Genomic DNA, 16,436 nt, shown 5'->3' with positions numbered 1-16,436 from the left:
TCGGGGCCGAAAGCGCGGGTCAGGTGCCGGGGTCGCCGTAAGGCCACGGCGAGCCTGCACCTCACCCGTGATTGGACGGACCGGCACCCGAGGACGGGCCGGCAGGCTAGGGATGGACCGGGGCCTCGGTGGGAACGACGCCGGGAAGGGTTGGCGTGATGTTGCCGGGAACGCGGGGCAGCTTCTCGCCGTCGCCCCCGTCCCGAAGGCCCGGCGCGGCGGGCAGTCCTGGTACTCCCGGGCGCTGGCCCGGCGCTGGCAGGATGCCGTCGCGGCCGACGGCGGGCGGGGTGGCGGGCCGCGTGTGACCGGCCGCCGGGGCCTCCGGGGCGCCCGGTGTCCCGGCGCCGGGCGTGCCTGGCCGTGCAGTGACGGCGGGCGCGGGAACAGCCGGGACAGAAGCCGGCGACGGCTCGACGTGCGCCGGGGCCGGGGTCGCGTGGCCCGCGGGCTGGAAAATGACGCCGACGGTCTGGCTGACGCTGTGCCGGAAATCCTCGCTGGATGCCGCGACGGCCCCGGCCCCGAGCGTCATGGCAGCCACGAGGGCGCCGCCGACGATTGCCAGCCGGCGCTTCCGGCCGCGGCGCTCGGCGAGGCTCGTGACCCCGGCCGGCAGGGACTCACTCGCAGAATCGTTCGATTCGTCGGCTGACGACCCTGCGGACGCGACCGCGGGCATCGCCGTCGTCGTGGCCGGGACAGACGTGGCCGGGACAGAAGTGGCCGGTACGGAGCCGGCCGGGCCGGACGCGGCTGAAACAGGGCGGGCTGAAACAGGGCCGGGCTGGCCGGCCGCGCCGGCGGCGAGAAGTGCCGCGAGGTCGGCGCGGGGCGCGGGGGCCTCGTCCGGGACCAGGGCGCGGAGCTGTTCCAGCGCACTCCGGATTTCGGCCGCGGATTCGAGGCCGGAGTCGCTCAGCAGCGCCTGGATGCTGCCATCCTGCTGGGGATCGCGGGTGCCCGTCATGATGCTGCGTGGTCCTTTTCGGTTACGAGTTCGCGCAGGGCATTGAGCCCGCGCCGCTGAAGCTGCTTGATGGCACCCGGCGTCTTGTCCATGATGCCGGCCACCTGTTCGATGGAAAGGTCTGCGACGATGCGCAGGACCAGAACTTCCCGCTGCTCCTCGTTGAGCCTCGCGAGGGTGTGGGAAATGCCGCCCAGGGAGCCGAGCGCCTCATCCTCCGCCGAAGCCGAGAAACGCGCGTCCTCGAGGGGATCGTATTCGGCCAGATGGGGTGTGCGTTCTGCCCGCCGTCGGTAGTCGACCAACCGTGCATGGGCGACGGAGAAGATGAACGTCCGCAGGCCCGCGTGACCGCCGGTGACGCCTGCCAGTTTCGGCAGGACGTCGACGAACACGTCCTGGGTCAGGGCCTCTGCGTCGTCCACCCCGCGGGCCCGGAAATAGCCCAGGACGGCCGGCGAAATAGCCACGTAGACCGCGCTGAAACCTGATGGGTCACCAGCTAAAGCGGCTGACAGTTCGTCGTCGCTTAGCTGCTCTGCCAAAAGGCTGTCCTTCCGTTACTGCTGGGGTGCGGCCCCTGCAAGTCTAGCGGCCGCACCCCCGAGCCCTTCAAAGGCGAGGGCCCATTCCTTCGTTACAGACCCTTGCCGGGTCCGGGCTCAACAGCCGGATTTACTTGTCGTGCTGGGGCAGGTCGACGGACGGCACGGCCGGAGTAGCCGGAACAGCCGCGGTGGCCGGAGCGCCGTCGGCACCGGGCACAGCCGGCGTGGCGGGAACGGCCGGAACTGCGGCCTTGACGTTGGCATTGGCGCGCGCCTCACCGGCAGCGCCCTTGACGGTTGCGTCGCTCTTGACGGTGGCGCCGTCCTGGTCCGCGTCGACGGAGGCCTCGCCGGCACCCTCGGCGCCGTCGGAGTCAGTGTCGCCCTTGGCGGCGTCATCAGCCGACGGTGCCGCCGGAACTGCGGGGACGGCCGGGACGGCGGGCTTTGCCGGGAGCGTGGGAGTGGAAGGAGTGGCCGGGGTGGCGGGCGTAGCGTGGGTCACTTCTGACTGTTCGGTGCTGGACAGCTGGGCCGCATTGGCCAGTCCGATGCCGGAGAATCCTCCGACTGCCAGGATGGCGGCGCCGACGGCAATCTTGGTGGTCTTGCTAACACTCTTCATAACAGGGATACATCCTTTTATTTTGTGGAAGGCGGGCTGAGGCCGCATGGGGCAGTAGATAGCCCGCTCTCGCAGTGGAAGGCTGGCCGGCGCCCGATGGGGGTGGGCGCCGGCAAGCGCTTACGGTGAAGGGCCGACCGGAGACCAAATGGGGGGAAGGCGCCGGCCGGCGCTTACGGTGGAAGGCCCGCCGGATACTTGGTGGGGGTCCAAAGTCCGGCGGCGCTTACATAAGGAGTAATCGCTGGGGTGGCCCGAAAGGTTACGCACCGATCGGAAATTTTCTTTTTTTTCGGCCCGGCGCTGCGGGGCTAACGACGGCGACGGCGGCACCCCGGCCTGGTGGCAGTTCCGTGGGGATCCGCCGCCGCGGGAGTTAACGACGACGGCGGCTGGATCCGCGTCAGGAGCGGAAGAGCCCGCTGTAGGCGTTGAGGGCGATCTGGCCGCCCAGGTGGGCGTAAAGGACATTGCTGCCCGCCGGGATCTCCCGGCTTTTCACGAGGTCGATCAGCCCGGCGAGGGACTTGCCCTCGTAGACGGGGTCGGTGATCATGGCCTCGAGCGAGGCGCCAAGCCGGATGGCTTCCAGGGTGGAATCGACGGGGATTCCGTAGAGGTCCCCGGCCCAGCCCTCCATGACGTTGATTTCATCATCCCGGAGCTCCCGGCCCAGCCCGATCAGCTCCGCGGTGTTCCGGGCAATGCGTTCAACCTGGTCACGGGTCTTCCGCAGGGTGGCCGAGGCATCGATGCCGATCACCCGGCGCGGTTTGTCCTGGCCGGCGAATCCCGCGATCATGCCGGCGTGGGTGGAGCCCGTGACCGTGCAGACGACAATCGTGTCGAAGAAGATGCCCAGCTCCCGCTCCTGCTCTTCCACCTCGTAGGCCCAGTTGGCAAAGCCCAGCCCGCCCAGCCTGTGGTCGGACCCGCCGGCCGGGATCGCGTACGGCTTGCCGCCGGCGGCCTTGACCTCCTCGATGGCGTGTTCCCAGCTGCTGCGGATGCCGATATCAAAGCCCGCACTGTCGAGCCGGACGTCGGCGCCCATGATGCGCGAGAGCAGGATGTTCCCCACGCGGTCAGAGAGCGGGTCCGGCCAGTCGACCCAGTTTTCCTGGACCAGGCGTGCCTTGAGGCCCAGTTTGGCGGCCACCGCGGCGACCTGGCGGGTGTGGTTGGACTGGTAGCCGCCGATCGAGACCAGGGTGTCCGCGCCCTGGGCCAGTGCGTCCGGGACGAAGTACTCGAGTTTGCGGGTCTTGTTGCCGCCAAACGCGAGGCCGCTGTTGACGTCCTCCCGCTTCGCCCAAATCTGCGCTCCGCCCAGGTGCGCGGTGAGCCGCGGCAGCGGGTGGATGGGGCTCGGTCCAAACATCAGGGGGTAGCGCTCAAAATCGGTGATGGCCATCGGCGGTCCTTTGCTCGCGGTGGGAAACGCATCCTGGAAATCAACATGCAATATATTGCATTCTCCGGTATGCGTTCCCGGAGGACAAGGGCGATATACGATATGTTGCATGCCCGTTCCCTCGCTCGCCGGAGTCCATAAGCGGCCGCTGCTGCGGGACAACGTCTTTGAATCCATCCGGGATGCGATTGTCGACGGCACGTTCGAGCCGGGCGAACGTCTGAAAGACACAGAACTCGAAGCATGGCTGGGCGTGAGCCGGACCCCCATCCGGGAGGCGCTGCTGCGGCTGGAACGCGCCGGCCTGGTCATCGCTTTGCCGGGCAAGTCGACCATCGTGGCCCCGTACGACCAGGCGTCAACCGTCAGCACCCAGCAGGTGGTGGCCGGGCTGCACGAGCTGGCCGCGCGCCTGGCCGTGCCGGCTCTGACCGAGGACCACCTCTCCGCCATGGCCGAGGCCAATGCGCGCTTCGAGCGGGCCCTGCAGGACGCCGACGTCGAGTCCGCGCTGCGGGCCGACGACGATTTCCACGCCGTCTTTGTCACGGTCAGCGGCAACCCGGTGCTCCAGGAACTCCTGGAACAAACCACCCCGGTCCTGCGCCGGGTGGAGCGGATGCGCTTCGGCTCCTTTGCCGCCCGGGGATCGGTGGCCCAGCACGCCGAAATTATCCGACTCGCCCGCCTGGGCGACGCCGAAGCCGCCGCCAGGGCCTGCCGGGAGAACTGGCTGTCGCTGCGGTTCACCTCCGCGGAGTAGGCCCGGCCGAGCCGCGACCATAACCACGCCCTTAACCACGACGGCGGCTGGCCGCCTTCAGGGTGACCCGCCGCCGTCGGACGCCAGTTAGTGGTGCGTCAGTGAGTGCTAGTCGTTGATCAAATCGTTGACCACGATCGTCTGGTCGCGGTCCGGTCCGACGCCGATCGCGGAGAAGCGCGTGCCGGAGAGCTTCTCCAGGGCGAGGACGTAGTTCCGGGCGTTTTCCGGCAGGTCTTCCAGGGTGCGGGCCCCGGTGATGTCCTCGGTCCAGCCTTCGAAGTATTCGAAGATCGGCTTGGCGTGATGGAACTCGGTCTGCGTCATGGGCATCTCGTCGTGCCGCACGCCGTCGACGTCGTAAGCCACGCAGACCGGGATCTGCTCGATGCCCGTGAGCACGTCCAGCTTGGTGACGAAGTAGTCCGTGAAGCCGTTGACGCGGGAGGCGTGCCGCGCCAGTACGGCGTCGTACCAGCCGCAGCGGCGGGGGCGGCCGGTGTTGACGCCGAACTCGCCGCCGGTCTTCTGCAGGTACATGCCCATCTCGTCGAACAGTTCTGTGGGGAACGGTCCGGCGCCCACGCGCGTGGTGTACGCCTTGATGATGCCGATGGAGCGCGAGATGCGGGTGGGGCCGATGCCCGAGCCCACGGATGCGCCCCCGGCGGTCGGGTTCGAGGAGGTCACGAAGGGGTACGTGCCGTGGTCGACGTCCAGGAACGTGGCCTGGCCGCCCTCCATGAGGACCACCTTGCCCTCGTCCAGGGCGGTGTTCAGGACATAGGTGCTGTCGATGACCAGCGGGCGGAGGCGCTCGGCGAAGGACAGGAAGTACTCCACGATCTCGTCCACCTCGATGTCGCGGCGGTTGTAGACCTTGACCAGGAGCTCGTTCTTCTGGCGCAGCGAGCCTTCGACCTTCTGGCGCAGGATCGAGGCGTCAAAGACGTCCTGGACGCGGATGCCGAGGCGGGCCACCTTGTCCATGTAGGCCGGGCCGATCCCGCGGCCGGTGGTGCCGATGGCGCGGCTGCCGAGGAACCGTTCGGTGACCTTGTCCAGGACCTGGTGGTACGGCGCCACGAGGTGGGCGTTGGCGGAGACGCGCAGCTTGGAGGTGTCGGCGCCGCGGGCCTCAAGGCCGTCGATCTCCTGGAACAGGGCTTCCAAGTTCACCACGCAGCCGTTTCCGATGATCGGAACCGCGTTCGGGCTCAGGATGCCGGCCGGAAGGAGCTTGAGCTCATACTTCTCACCGCCTACGACGACGGTGTGCCCGGCGTTGTTGCCGCCGTTGGGCTTGACGACGTAGTCAACCCGGCCGCCGAGCAGGTCGGTGGCCTTTCCTTTGCCTTCGTCGCCCCATTGGGCTCCGACGATCACGATTGCTGGCATGGGATCCTCCCCCATTCGTTCGGGCCGAACTGCGTGCGATTGACCAGGTGGCCAGCGCAGTTCAACGCCGTTCATGAGAATGCCCCGAATCTACCGCTGTGCTCTTACCCAACGCCAGAGTTCCGGGGCTCTTACCACCCAAGTTTAGCCGAAATCGGTGACCGGCATCGCTTTGGGTCCCTGCCGGCATAGGGCCGCTAGCCTGCGGTGAACGCCAGGGCGGCTTCGGCGAGGGCCGGCCATGCCTCCGCGGACGCCGCCGGCACCTCCACCCAGTCCCTGAACGGCCGCCCCATCCCCGACGGATCGAAGAGCCCCGCGCCGGCGAGGTCTGCGGCCAGCCCTCGAAGGCGTCGACGGCGGCAGCGGATGATTCTTCCTTCTTCATAGGGTTCGTCATGGCTGCATCGTCCATCAGCCCGGGCCGCCAGCACCGGCCCGCCACATAGCGGGCGTGACTTGCGGGACGATCCGGCATGGAATTAAGTGAGATTGACCATCCCGAGCGGCCGAGGGACCTGGATCGTTGACGCCGCAGCAACCTGCCGGAGACAGCCCGCTGGAACGCGGCCGCCGTGACCGGCCACGGTGCTACCGCCAGGACCGATGGAAAGGAATCCGCGCCATGTCCCAGAACACTCCCTCCCGGAACACGGACCATATCCGCGTCACCCATGCCGGCTCGCTGCCCCGAACGCCCGAACTCATCGCCGCGAACGAGGCCAAGGAAGCCGACGGCGTCACGCCCGAATTCCTGGACCTGCTGGAAACCTCGGTCGTGGACGTCGTCCAGCGCCAGAAGGATCTCGGCATCGATATCCCCAACGACGGCGAATACGGGCACACGATGTCCAGTTCCGTGGACTACGGCGCCTGGTGGAATTACTCCTTCTCCAGGCTCGGCGGACTGGAACCGACCGACGTCGACCGCTGGGCCGACGCCACCGCGCACCGGTCCTCGCCTGGCCACATCGTGCTGACATCCTTCCCCGACCGCCGGGACCGGCTGAAGTTCGATGACGCCTACAACGACCCCTCCTCAGGGATCCTGGCCCACCGCCGCGCGGTCACGCAGCCGAAGATCGCCGGGCCGCTGACGTACACGGGCCAGGCACTCGTGGCCCTGGACATCGCCAACCTCAAGACCGGCCTGGCCGCGGCCGGCCTCACCGAGGGCTTCGTCGCGTCCCTCTCCCCCGGTTCATGCGCCCGCGTGGCCAACGAGTACTACCGGAGCGACGAGGAACTGCTCTACGCCTGCGCCGACGCCATGCGTGAGGAATACAAAGCCATCATCGACGCCGGCCTGACGGTCCAGCTCGACGATCCGTCCCTGGCCGAGAGCTGGGACCAGATCAACCCTGAGCCGAGCCTCGAGGACTACCTGAAGTTCATCCAGCTCCGGGTCGAGGCCACCAACTGGGCGCTGCGAGGCCTCCCGGAGGACAAGATCCGGCTGCATGTCTGCTGGGGTTCCTGGCACGGCCCGCACACCACGGACATCCCGTTCGCGGACATCGTCGGCCCGGTCCTCCAGGTCAATGCCGGCGGCTACTCCTTCGAAGCGGCCAACGTCCGGCACGAACACGAGTGGCGGGTGTGGGAGGACACCAGGCTCCCCGAGGGCAAGGTCATCATTCCCGGTGTCGTCTCCCACGCCACCAATGTCGTGGAGCACCCGGACCTTGTCGCGGACCGGATCGTGCGCTTCGCGACCCTCGTCGGCCGCGAAAACGTGATTGCGTCCACAGATTGCGGGCTGGGCGGCAGGGTGCATCCGCAGATTGCGTACGCCAAGCTGGAGGCCCTCGGCGAAGGCGCACGCCGCGCCACCAAGCGGCTCTGGTAGCAGAGCCGGGCAGGCGGGAACCGGGGCCGGCGCCGCATTTCGCGGGGCTTGATAGACTGATAAGGATCGATCAGGAATCGGTCCACACCACATTTTCAAACCACACCAATGCTCCGTATGCCCGGTAATCGGCGTGCCCGCAGACGGTGTGGCAGCTTTGCCAATCCTGCAGGAGACCCAGCAACATATGACAGCCCTGGCCACTGAAAATTTCCGCGAAGAGCTCCTGAGCCGCCGGTACGAACCCAACGTCGCCCCCGTCAATGAGCTCTGCGATGCTCTCCAGGCAACCAAGGCTGGCACCGCTGTCCCCTACGTGGACCCGATCCACGACGTCGATGAGTGCCGCATCATCAGCCTGTACTCCAACATCGGGACCGCGGACGCCTCGGGCTTCATCACCGCCGGCGACGACGAGGCGGCCACCCGCATGCTCGGCATCCAGTGGAAGCTTGGCCTGCGCCCCGAATTCGTCATGCCGTGGAACGTCCACCCGTGGCACGTCCCCGGCGAGCCCAACGGCAAGTTCACCCCGGACCAGATCTCCGCCGGCCTCAAGCCGCTGCTGAAGTTCCTGGCCCTGGTGCCCCGCGCCTCCGTGATCGTGGCCCACGGCACCGAGGCCAACCGCCTGGCCAACCTGTTGCTCAAGACCGAAGTGCCCATGATCTGGCGCCGCGGCCTGAAGACCTACAAGGTCCGCTCACTCAGCGGCCGCGCGTTCGCCGGAACCCCGGCCCGCCAGGAGGAGTACCTCGCGGAAATGCACACCGCCTACGCGGACGCCATGGCCCGCACCGGTCTCGCGAAGACCAACTGATTTCTGACGCACGACGGCGGGCTCCCATCTCAAGGTGGGAGCCCGCCGTCGTTCGTTTATCCGTCACCGCTTAAACCACAACGCGGGGTCACTTCCGGCCCGTCCACCGTGGTGGGATGGGCCGGAAGTGACCCCGCGTTGCTTCGATTGGTGCTGAGTCAGCCCTGGGCTTCGATGGCTGCCTTGGCGCCGGGATCGGAATCCTTGAGGAACTTTTCGATCCGCTCCGGTTCCTCGGCCTCGCCGATCGCGGCGGATGCCCGGCCCAGCGAGTAGAGGGAGCGCAGGAAACCGCGGTTGGGCTCGTGCTCCCACGGGATCGGTCCGACGCCGCGCCAGCCGTTGCGGCGCAGCGAATCCAGACCGCGGTGGTAACCCACCCGCGAGTACGCATAGGAATCGATGGTGCGGCCCTCATCCCACGCTTCCTCGGCCAGGATGGCCCACAGGAGCGAGGACGTGGGGTGCTTCGCCACGAGGTCCACGGCTTCCTGGCCGAGCGCGAGGTGCTGGTAGATCTCAGTCTCGGCAGGCAGGAGCGTGGGCTCGGGGCCCATCAGGTTCTTGCGGAACTCGTCGGACATGACTAGAAGGTCTTGCCGACAGAGCCGAGCTGCTGCGCGGCTTCGACCACACGGGCCGCGAGGCCGGCCTCGGCGGAGGCGCCCCAGACGCGGGGATCGTAGAGCTTCTTGTTGCCGACCTCGCCGTCGACCTTCAGGACGCCGTCGTAGTTGCGGAACATGTGGTCCACCACCGGGCGGGTGTAGGCGTACTGGGTGTCGGTGTCGATGTTCATCTTGATCACGCCGTAGGAGACCGCGTCGGCGATTTCCTTCTCCGAGGAGCCGGAGCCGCCGTGGAAGACGAGGTCGAACGGGGTGGCCTTGCCGATCTTGGCGCCGACCTGCTCCTGGATGTCCTTGAGGATCTCCGGGCGCAGCTTGACCCCGCCCGGCTTGTACACGCCGTGCACGTTGCCGAAGGTCAGCGCCGTGATGTAGCGGCCGTTCTCGCCGGAACCAAGCGCGTCGATGGTGGCCAGGGCGTCCTCGACCGTGGTGTACAGCTTGTCGTTGATGGCGTTCTCGACGCCGTCTTCCTCGCCGCCGACCGTGCCGATCTCAACCTCGAGGATCATCTTGGCGGCCGCGGTGCGCTCGAGCAGTTCCCGGGCGATCCGCAGGTTTTCCTGCAGGGTCTCGGCGGAGCCGTCCCACATGTGCGAGTTGAAGAGCGGGTTGCGGCCGGCCTTGACCTCGGCCTCGGACGCGGCGAGCAGCGGCAGCACGAAGCCGTCCAGCTTGTCCTTGGGGCAGTGGTCCGTGTGCAGAGCGATGTTCACGCCGTAGTTCCTGGCGACCTCGCGGGCGAACGCGGCGAAGCCCAAGGAACCGGCAACCATGTCCTTGGTCGAGGCGCCGGACCAGTAGGCCGCACCGCCGGTGGAGACCTGGACGATGCCGTCGGACTCGGCCTCGGCGAAACCGCGCAGGGCAGCGTTGAGGGTCTGGGAGGACGTGACGTTGACGGCCGGGAACGCGAAGCCGCCCGTCTTTGCGCGGTCGATCATCTCGGAGTAGATCTCTGGGGTTGCAATGGGCATGCTGACTCCTAATGTGAATTTCGTCTACGGGCTGGTGATCCTGGAGGGAACCTCGTCGGCTAGGAACCATCCTAGCCATTCCTGCGCCGGGGCAGTGTCTCCGGTCACTAGGCCGCTGTAACACTCGCGTCCGGCCGCGTCCGGTGTCGCGGCAGCTCCGCCGAGTGGGCATTTCGCGGCAGTGTTGCGCGGGCAAACTGCCGTTAAATGTCAACTCGCGCGCCAGCCCCGGCCCGCCAGGGCATTCCGGACCTTGCGGACGGCTGCAGGATGTTCGCCGTCGAGGTCCAACCGGGACAAACGCACTTCAAGCCAGCCGCAGCGCGTCGCGGTATCGGCCCTCCCGATGTCCCACAGGTACTGGTCCTCCCCGTTGTGGTGCGCTCCTTCGTACTGGAGCGCAATCCGCCACTGCGGATAGGCGGCGTCAGGCCACAGGACCGGAGTGCCCGTGCCGCCCCGGGGATCCCTGGCCCGGATCACGTGGTTCAGGATCGGTTCGGGCAGCCCGGCACGCACGAGCACCAGGCGCAGCCGCGTTTCGGGCGGCGAATCGGACCCCACCCGAATGAGCTCGGCCGCTGCCCGAGCCTTCCGCACGCCGCGGCTTCCGGCGTGCCGCTCCAGCATGGCCCGCAACTCCTCGACGCTGCACAAGGCTGCGCGGGGGAAGGGGAACTCCGGCCCGTGCTCGCAAACGAGGGAATCGCCGGCCACGACAAGATCATCGGCGCTGAGCACCGAGGCCAGGTCCAGCCAGGTCCGGGCGGGCGAGGTGAGCCGGACGCCGTCGAACTCCGTGACTTCATCCGGCCGGAGCGCCAGCTGGTGCCCCACGACGTTGACCCGCCGCGGCGTGCTCCGGCCCCGGCGCCGGGCCAGGTGGATGCGCCAGTCCGCCTCGAGCCAGCCGGGCAGGGGCGTGTTCCAGAGCCGTGCCGCCGATCCGAGGCTGAGGATGGACTCGTCATCGAGGTCGGTATAGGCGCGCAGGGCGGCGGCTCCGGCGGCGGCAGAATCCGTGGGGACCCGGATGCCGCGGGATACGGTCACCAGATCCTGCGCCGCGGTGCGCGTGCGGGTGACGCCCGCGTTGTCCGCGGCACGCAGAGAGAATGAACCGGTCGTCAGGTGGAGCGGAAGCGGTGCCCTGCGCATGGCCAATTGTGGCCGCTTCCGCCACGCCCCGAGCGAGTTATCCACAGTCCGGGTCCGGACAGCCCATCGAGTTCGCATTTCGCGGCAGTGCGGCGCGAAAACATTGCCGCGAAATGCCCACTCGGCGGAAGACCCCCGCGCGGACGGGAAACCCTCGGGGAGTGGGCGGCCCTTACCCCGGGAGCTGGTTGAACACGTGGCGGCGGATCCAGGCGTGCATCGCGATGGCCGCGGCGGAGGCGGCATTGATGGAACGGGTGGAGCCGAACTGCTCGATCGACAACGTGGCGACCGCCGCTTCATGGACCTCGGGAGTCAGGCCCGGGCCCTCCTGCCCGAAGACCAGCACGCAGTCCTTGGGCAGTTCATAGGTCTCCAGCGGGACGGAGTCCGGGAAGATGTCGATCCCGATGATCGCGAGCCCCTCCCCCTGCGCCCAGGCCACGAAATCCTCGACGGTGGGGTGGTGCCGGATGTGCTGGTAGCGGTCGGTGACCATGGCCCCGCGGCGGTTCCACCGGCGTCGCCCGATGATGTGGACTTCCTTGGCGAGGAACGCGTTGGCGGACCGGACCACGGTGCCGATGTTCATGTCGTGCTGCCAGTTTTCGATCGCGATGTGGAAGCTGTGGCGCTTGGAATCCAGGTCCGCCACGATCGCCTCGTGCTTCCAATAGCGGTACTTGTCCACCACGTTGCGCCGGTCCCCGTCCGCCAGGAGGTCCGGATCCCAGTGCCCGCCCTGCGGAAGGTCGCCTTCCCAGGGCCCGACGCCGACCTCCGCCTTTGCCTCCTCGGCTACGGTGTCGTCGGTCGCCTCTGTCGAACGTGCCGGCGCGGGCTCGGCCGCAGGCGCTGCACCGGCGTCGCCGGGAATCTCGGGTTCAGTCACGCCTCAACATTAGACTTAGGCGCAGGAAGCGGCACACTTACGGCGGAGGACACCATGGCAGAACAGCGCAAAGAGCAGCGGACAGATTCAGACGAGCCACGTTCCTATGCCTCGATGTACCGCAGTGGCCAGGAAATCGAGTGCTGGCTGACGGACATGGACGGCGTGCTGGTTCACGAGAACCAGCCCATCCCGGGCGCGTCCGAGCTGATCCAGCGCTGGGTGGACACCTCCAAACGGTTCCTTGTGCTGACCAACAACTCGATCTTCACGCCCCGGGACCTCGCGGCCCGGCTAAGCTCCTCCGGCCTGGAAATCCCGGAGGAGAACATCTGGACCTCGGCCCTGGCCACGGCACAGTTCCTCAAGGACCAGGTCCGCGGCTCGGAATCGGGCAACCGCGCCTACACGATCGGCGAGGCGGGGCTCACGACGGCGCTCCACGAGGCCGGCTTCATCCTCACCGACCAGAACCCCGACTTCGTGGTGCTCGGCGAGACCCGCACGTACTCGTTCGAAGCCATCACGATGGCCATCCGCCTGATCCTGGCCGGTGCCCGGTTCATTGCCACGAACCCGGACGCCACCGGGCCCTCGAAGGATGGCCCCATGCCCGCCACCGGGGCCATCGCGGCCCTCATCACCAAGGCCACGGGACGCGAACCGTACATTGTGGGCAAGCCCAACCCGATGATGTTCCGTTCGGCGATGAACCAGATTGACGCGCACTCGGAAACCACGGCCATGATCGGGGACCGCATGGACACCGACATCATTGCCGGCATGGAAGCGGGCCTGCACACGGTGCTGGTGCTCAGCGGCATCACGCACCGGGACGACATCGCCGCATACCCGTTCCGGCCGAACCAGATCCTCAATTCCGTGGCGGACCTCAAGAACCAGATCTGACCCGGGCAGCACCCGGGCAGCACCGGGGCAGCACCCCGGGCAGCGCTTCAGAACGCGGTCTTCTTCCCGCCGCCGTTGGGCAGCGGGAAGATGTCGTCCTGGAGTTTTTCGATAATGGGCCGGTAAACGAACGGGCTCCAGCCGGGGCTCGCGTGTTCCGGCCTGGCTCCGTCGGTGCGCAGGTCAGCCGAGGCCATATTGGCCTTGAAGGTCAGTGACCACGTGTCCCGAGCGGTCTCGTAGTCCACCGTCTTGTCCTTCGGGTTGCCGATGAAGGCCATCTTGGTGCCGCCGAGCTTGCCGACAAACCGGCTGACGTCAAAGTGGTAGATGTAGGCGGATTCGGACTGGATCAGCACGCTGGACGGCGCGATCGGCGAGAGCTGCTCCAGGGACTGGTCCAGGATCTGGCTCCAACTGCGTTCATCCTTGTGGAGCATCCGCTCGCCGAGCTCGTAGCCGCCGCGCAGCACCGTGGGGAAGCGGAAGCCGCTCTCGTAGAGCAGCACCACGCCCTCGAACCAGCTCTGGTCCAGCACCTCGTGCCGGCTCGCCGGGCTGGAGTCGAGCAGGATGAACGCCACTTCGACGCCGTGCAGCTCGCGCAGGCGGGCGGCCACCTGGGTTGCCACCATGCCGCCGAAACTGTGGCCGTAGAAATAGAGGGTGGTGAGCTGGTGGGCGCGGACGTGCTCGATCACGGCGATCACCACCTCGTCGATGTCCAGTCCCTCGTTGGAATACCCGACGGCGGCCAGCTGGCCCCGCTTGTTCAGCGAGCCACGCAGGGCGTTCAGGATCCAGAGGGCCTCTTCCCAGCTCGTCTTGTAGCCGGGAAACAGGATCCAGCTGGCGTGCGGAAAATACCGTTCGGCCACGTCGTCCCTCACCTCAAGGATCCGGTTGACCCGCCGCTCGGTCTGCACGCGCCGGGTGAAGAGCATGTCCGCCGCCAGCAGCGATGCGGACCCGGCGCCGATCAGGAATGTTCGCCGTGAAATCCGTTTGAGTTCGGTGGCGTGGCGGAGCAGGCTGGCCTCGGCAGGGCCGGGGCCTCGCGGATGGTTCGGTTCCATTTCGGCCGGCACATGACTACCGTATCCACGCTCCGGCAGGGATGAGAAACCGGGCCACCCCCAAGGGCTGGAACAGGACTGGAACGGGGCTGGCACGGGGCTGGAACGGGGCTGGAACAGGGCTGGAACACAGACGCCAACGCGGCCCGGGCCCGCGCCGGAGCCGGGCGGCGGCTAGGCCGGCTCGGGCTCGCTGCCGACTTCGCGGCGGCTGATCTCCATGCCGATCTCGTCATACGTCGCCAGGAGTTCCGAGCGGGCCATGCCTGTGGGGTCATCGAGCAGGCCGAATACGGAGTCGCTCGCGGCGAGGAGTTCGTCGTCGGAGAACCGGGTCAGCCGGCGGGTGCCGGAGGGGTCCACCGAGGCCAGGAATTCTCCGGACATGTCCAGTGTCTGCAAGGTGGCGGAGTCATCGATGCGGGGGGTTAATTCCAGGGACACACCGCCGGGCGCCGGCATGCCGGCGGTCTCCGGGCCGGCGCTACCGCCGTCGATCGCGTTGAGGTCATTGCGCAGGCCGGCCAGGGCCGACGATTCCACGAACGCGGCCCGGCCGAGGTCGACGCGGATGTGTGCGGTGATGCCCATGCGCCGGACGCGCTGGATGATCTGCAGCAGGGAGGGACGGGAGCCTTGCGTGAGGCTCCCCCGGACGTCAATCCGGACGACGTCGGACACGACATCGAGCTTAACGTGGGCTTGCAGGGACTGGTCCATAGGTACTCCAAAGAAGGGTGTCTATGGCCGACGGCTCAACCGCACCCAGCGTATCCTCGCGGGTGCCTTCGCACAAGTCATAGGCGACTGCCGGTTCAGCCGACCTGCTGCCGGCCCGGTTCCTCGTAGTGCGTCCGCGTACCGGTTCCACCCACCGACTTCACGAGGGAGGCGGCGATGTCGCGCAGCTTCACGTTGCCGTTGCTGGAGGCGTCCGTGAGGATCCGCACCGCGGTTTCCTGGTCGCATCGGTTTTGCGCCATGACGATGCCGATCGCCATGTCGATGACGGTCCGGGATTCGAGCGTGGCGCGCAGATTGGTGGCGCTGTCGGTGTGCAGGGAGAACCGGACGGCCAGCCGCAGTGCCTGGGAAATTTCGCGGGTGTAGCCACGGGCCCGGGCCGCGACGTCGCCGTCGAACTTACGCGGGACATCGGAGTAAAGGTTCAGCGCCGCCTGGGCTTCGCCCTGGAGGTGGAAGGGCACGGACAACACCGAGCGCAGCCCGTGCGAGGCGACGGCGGCGGCGTAGTCCGGGCCCCAGCGGTCCTCGTCAAAGAGGTCGGGGACGTAAACTTCCCGTTCCTCCTTGGCGGCCGTGAGGCAGGGTCCCTGAGAGAGCGAGTACTGGATCTCGTCGACTTCCCGCGCCGAATCACTGCTCCATCCGATCGTGGCCGCCTTGCGGTCCCGCAGCAGGGTAATGCCGCAGAGGGCGTCGTCGCCGGAGCCCGCCACCTGGTGCGCGGAAAAACGCGCCAGTTCGTTCAGGAACTCTTCGAAGTCCGCGCTGTCCAGGATCAGGTTCTGAATCTGGTCGACAGTGCTGACCGAGTCGGTCCTTAAGTCTTCAGGGTGCGGGAGCATGGCGCGTTTCTCCAGATGCGGGTACGGATGGGGGTATTTAAGAAATGATAAGTCACCCCCCAGACACCGTCCACCCGCGTCAGCCGGAGGAGAAACGCTAGTTGAGACCCAGCTCGTCCTTGCCGAATGCGAAGAGGTAGGGAACACCGGCTTCGGCTTCGATCTTTTCCTTGGCTCCCGTGTCACGGTCCACGATCACGGCGACGGCCACCACATTGCCGCCGGCCTTGCGGACGCCCTCGACGGCGGTCAGCGCGGAGCCGCCGGTGGTTGACGTGTCCTCCAGGACCAGGACCTTGCGGCCCTCCACCGAGGGGCCTTCGACCTGGCGGCCCATGCCGTAGGACTTCTGGGCTTTGCGGACGACGAACGCGTCCACGGGACGGCCGGCGTCGACGGCGGCATGCATGACGGCGGTGCCCACCGGGTCTGCCCCCATGGTGAGCCCGCCTGCGCACTCGAAGTCGATCCCGGCATCGTCCAGCAGGGAGAGCATGACCTGCCCCACCAGCTTGGACGCCTCGTGGTGCAGGGTGATGCGGCGCAGGTCGATGTAGTAGTCGGCCTCCGCGCCGCTGGAAAGGACGACTTTGCCGCGGACGACGGCCAGCTCCTTGATCAGTTCCAGGAGTCGGGCACGGGCAGCGGCAGCGTCGGCAGCAAAGTCACGGGTGGCAGTCATGGGTTCCAGTTTAGTGTCTGGCGGCCTGCCGGATCCCAGCCGGGCTCCCGTATGTCGGCCCCGCCGGGGGCCAGGGCCAGCACGGCGCGGAGCCAGCCCTGCCCGGCGCCGGGGCGCGGAGCGGGTCCGGCACCGCG

The 16,436-nt window shown here is 67.6% G+C and carries 17 protein-coding genes; 4 read left to right on the top strand and 13 right to left on the bottom strand.

Features of this window, described 5'->3' with window-relative positions:
* Positions 1-106 precede the first annotated feature (106 nt).
* The 4 genes from LDO15_RS02570 to LDO15_RS02555 form a co-directional block, all read right to left on the bottom strand.
* Positions 107-970: a hypothetical protein gene (locus LDO15_RS02570; RefSeq protein ID WP_223983721.1), complete on the bottom strand. Its 864-nt coding sequence runs from the start codon at positions 968-970 to the stop codon at positions 107-109.
* Positions 967-1,515, bottom strand: a complete 549-nt coding sequence (locus tag LDO15_RS02565) for an RNA polymerase sigma factor (RefSeq protein ID WP_223983719.1) — start codon at positions 1,513-1,515, stop codon at positions 967-969. Before LDO15_RS02565 ends, LDO15_RS02570 begins: the two co-directional genes overlap by 4 nt.
* A gap of 130 nt (positions 1,516-1,645) precedes the next feature.
* On the bottom strand, positions 1,646-2,143 hold the full coding sequence (locus LDO15_RS02560) for a hypothetical protein (protein ID WP_223983716.1): 498 nt from the start codon (positions 2,141-2,143) through the stop codon (positions 1,646-1,648).
* Positions 2,144-2,546: 403 nt separating this feature from the next.
* The gene (locus tag LDO15_RS02555; RefSeq protein ID WP_223983713.1) at positions 2,547-3,557 is read right to left on the bottom strand and encodes a 1-aminocyclopropane-1-carboxylate deaminase; all 1,011 of its coding nucleotides are present in this window, start codon (positions 3,555-3,557) and stop codon (positions 2,547-2,549) included.
* A gap of 109 nt (positions 3,558-3,666) precedes the next feature.
* Between LDO15_RS02555 and LDO15_RS02550 the strand changes: the two genes are divergently transcribed.
* Positions 3,667-4,320, top strand: a complete 654-nt coding sequence (locus LDO15_RS02550) for a GntR family transcriptional regulator (protein ID WP_223983711.1) — start codon at positions 3,667-3,669, stop codon at positions 4,318-4,320.
* Positions 4,321-4,428: 108 nt separating this feature from the next.
* Here the strand turns inward: LDO15_RS02550 and LDO15_RS02545 are convergent, their stop codons facing one another.
* On the bottom strand, positions 4,429-5,718 hold the full coding sequence (locus LDO15_RS02545) for an adenylosuccinate synthase (protein ID WP_223983709.1): 1,290 nt from the start codon (positions 5,716-5,718) through the stop codon (positions 4,429-4,431).
* Between the two features lie 625 nt (positions 5,719-6,343).
* On the opposite strand from LDO15_RS02545, the gene LDO15_RS02540 reads away from it, so the two are divergent.
* Both LDO15_RS02540 and LDO15_RS02535 read left to right on the top strand, forming a co-directional pair.
* Positions 6,344-7,567 carry a cobalamin-independent methionine synthase II family protein gene (locus tag LDO15_RS02540; protein ID WP_223983707.1) on the top strand — a complete coding sequence of 408 codons (1,224 nt, stop codon included), beginning with the start codon at positions 6,344-6,346 and terminating at the stop codon, positions 7,565-7,567.
* 187 nt (positions 7,568-7,754) lie between these two features.
* Positions 7,755-8,387 (top strand): uracil-DNA glycosylase, encoded by a 633-nt coding sequence (locus LDO15_RS02535; protein WP_223983705.1) that lies wholly within the window; start codon positions 7,755-7,757, stop codon positions 8,385-8,387.
* 158 nt (positions 8,388-8,545) lie between these two features.
* Here LDO15_RS02535 and LDO15_RS02530 read toward each other — a convergent pair whose 3' ends face one another.
* The 4 genes from LDO15_RS02530 to LDO15_RS02515 form a co-directional block, all read right to left on the bottom strand.
* Positions 8,546-8,971, bottom strand: coding sequence for a DUF3151 domain-containing protein (locus tag LDO15_RS02530; RefSeq protein ID WP_223983703.1), 426 nt, complete (start codon positions 8,969-8,971; stop codon positions 8,546-8,548).
* A 2-nt stretch (positions 8,972-8,973) separates the two neighbouring features.
* A complete protein-coding gene (gene fbaA / locus LDO15_RS02525; protein WP_223983702.1) occupies positions 8,974-9,993 on the bottom strand; it encodes a class II fructose-bisphosphate aldolase in 1,020 nt (339 codons plus the stop codon).
* Between the two features lie 210 nt (positions 9,994-10,203).
* Positions 10,204-11,151 carry a hypothetical protein gene (locus LDO15_RS02520; RefSeq protein WP_223983700.1) on the bottom strand — a complete coding sequence of 316 codons (948 nt, stop codon included), beginning with the start codon at positions 11,149-11,151 and terminating at the stop codon, positions 10,204-10,206.
* 172 nt (positions 11,152-11,323) lie between these two features.
* Positions 11,324-12,043, bottom strand: a complete 720-nt coding sequence (locus LDO15_RS02515; RefSeq protein WP_223983698.1) for a TrmH family RNA methyltransferase — start codon at positions 12,041-12,043, stop codon at positions 11,324-11,326.
* A 54-nt stretch (positions 12,044-12,097) separates the two neighbouring features.
* On the opposite strand from LDO15_RS02515, the gene LDO15_RS02510 reads away from it, so the two are divergent.
* Complete coding sequence (locus LDO15_RS02510) at positions 12,098-12,952, top strand: HAD-IIA family hydrolase (protein ID WP_223983696.1); 855 nt, start codon at positions 12,098-12,100, stop codon at positions 12,950-12,952.
* A gap of 47 nt (positions 12,953-12,999) precedes the next feature.
* Here LDO15_RS02510 and LDO15_RS02505 read toward each other — a convergent pair whose 3' ends face one another.
* The 4 genes from LDO15_RS02505 to pyrE all read right to left on the bottom strand — a co-directional run bounded on the left by LDO15_RS02505 (position 13,000) and on the right by pyrE (position 16,299).
* On the bottom strand, positions 13,000-14,028 hold the full coding sequence (locus LDO15_RS02505) for a thioesterase domain-containing protein (protein WP_223987011.1): 1,029 nt from the start codon (positions 14,026-14,028) through the stop codon (positions 13,000-13,002).
* 174 nt (positions 14,029-14,202) lie between these two features.
* On the bottom strand, positions 14,203-14,748 hold the full coding sequence (locus tag LDO15_RS02500; RefSeq protein ID WP_223983694.1) for a hypothetical protein: 546 nt from the start codon (positions 14,746-14,748) through the stop codon (positions 14,203-14,205).
* A 95-nt stretch (positions 14,749-14,843) separates the two neighbouring features.
* Positions 14,844-15,617, bottom strand: a complete 774-nt coding sequence (locus tag LDO15_RS02495; protein ID WP_223983691.1) for a GAF and ANTAR domain-containing protein — start codon at positions 15,615-15,617, stop codon at positions 14,844-14,846.
* Between the two features lie 97 nt (positions 15,618-15,714).
* The gene (pyrE, locus tag LDO15_RS02490) at positions 15,715-16,299 is read right to left on the bottom strand and encodes an orotate phosphoribosyltransferase (protein WP_223983688.1); all 585 of its coding nucleotides are present in this window, start codon (positions 16,297-16,299) and stop codon (positions 15,715-15,717) included.
* Positions 16,300-16,436: the final 137 nt, after the last annotated feature.

The sequence above is a fragment of the Arthrobacter sp. NicSoilB8 genome, from assembly GCF_019977355.1.
Lineage (GTDB): Bacteria > Actinomycetota > Actinomycetes > Actinomycetales > Micrococcaceae > Arthrobacter.
Note: the sequence above shows the minus strand (reverse complement) of the source record. Positions and strands in the feature narration are given on the sequence as shown.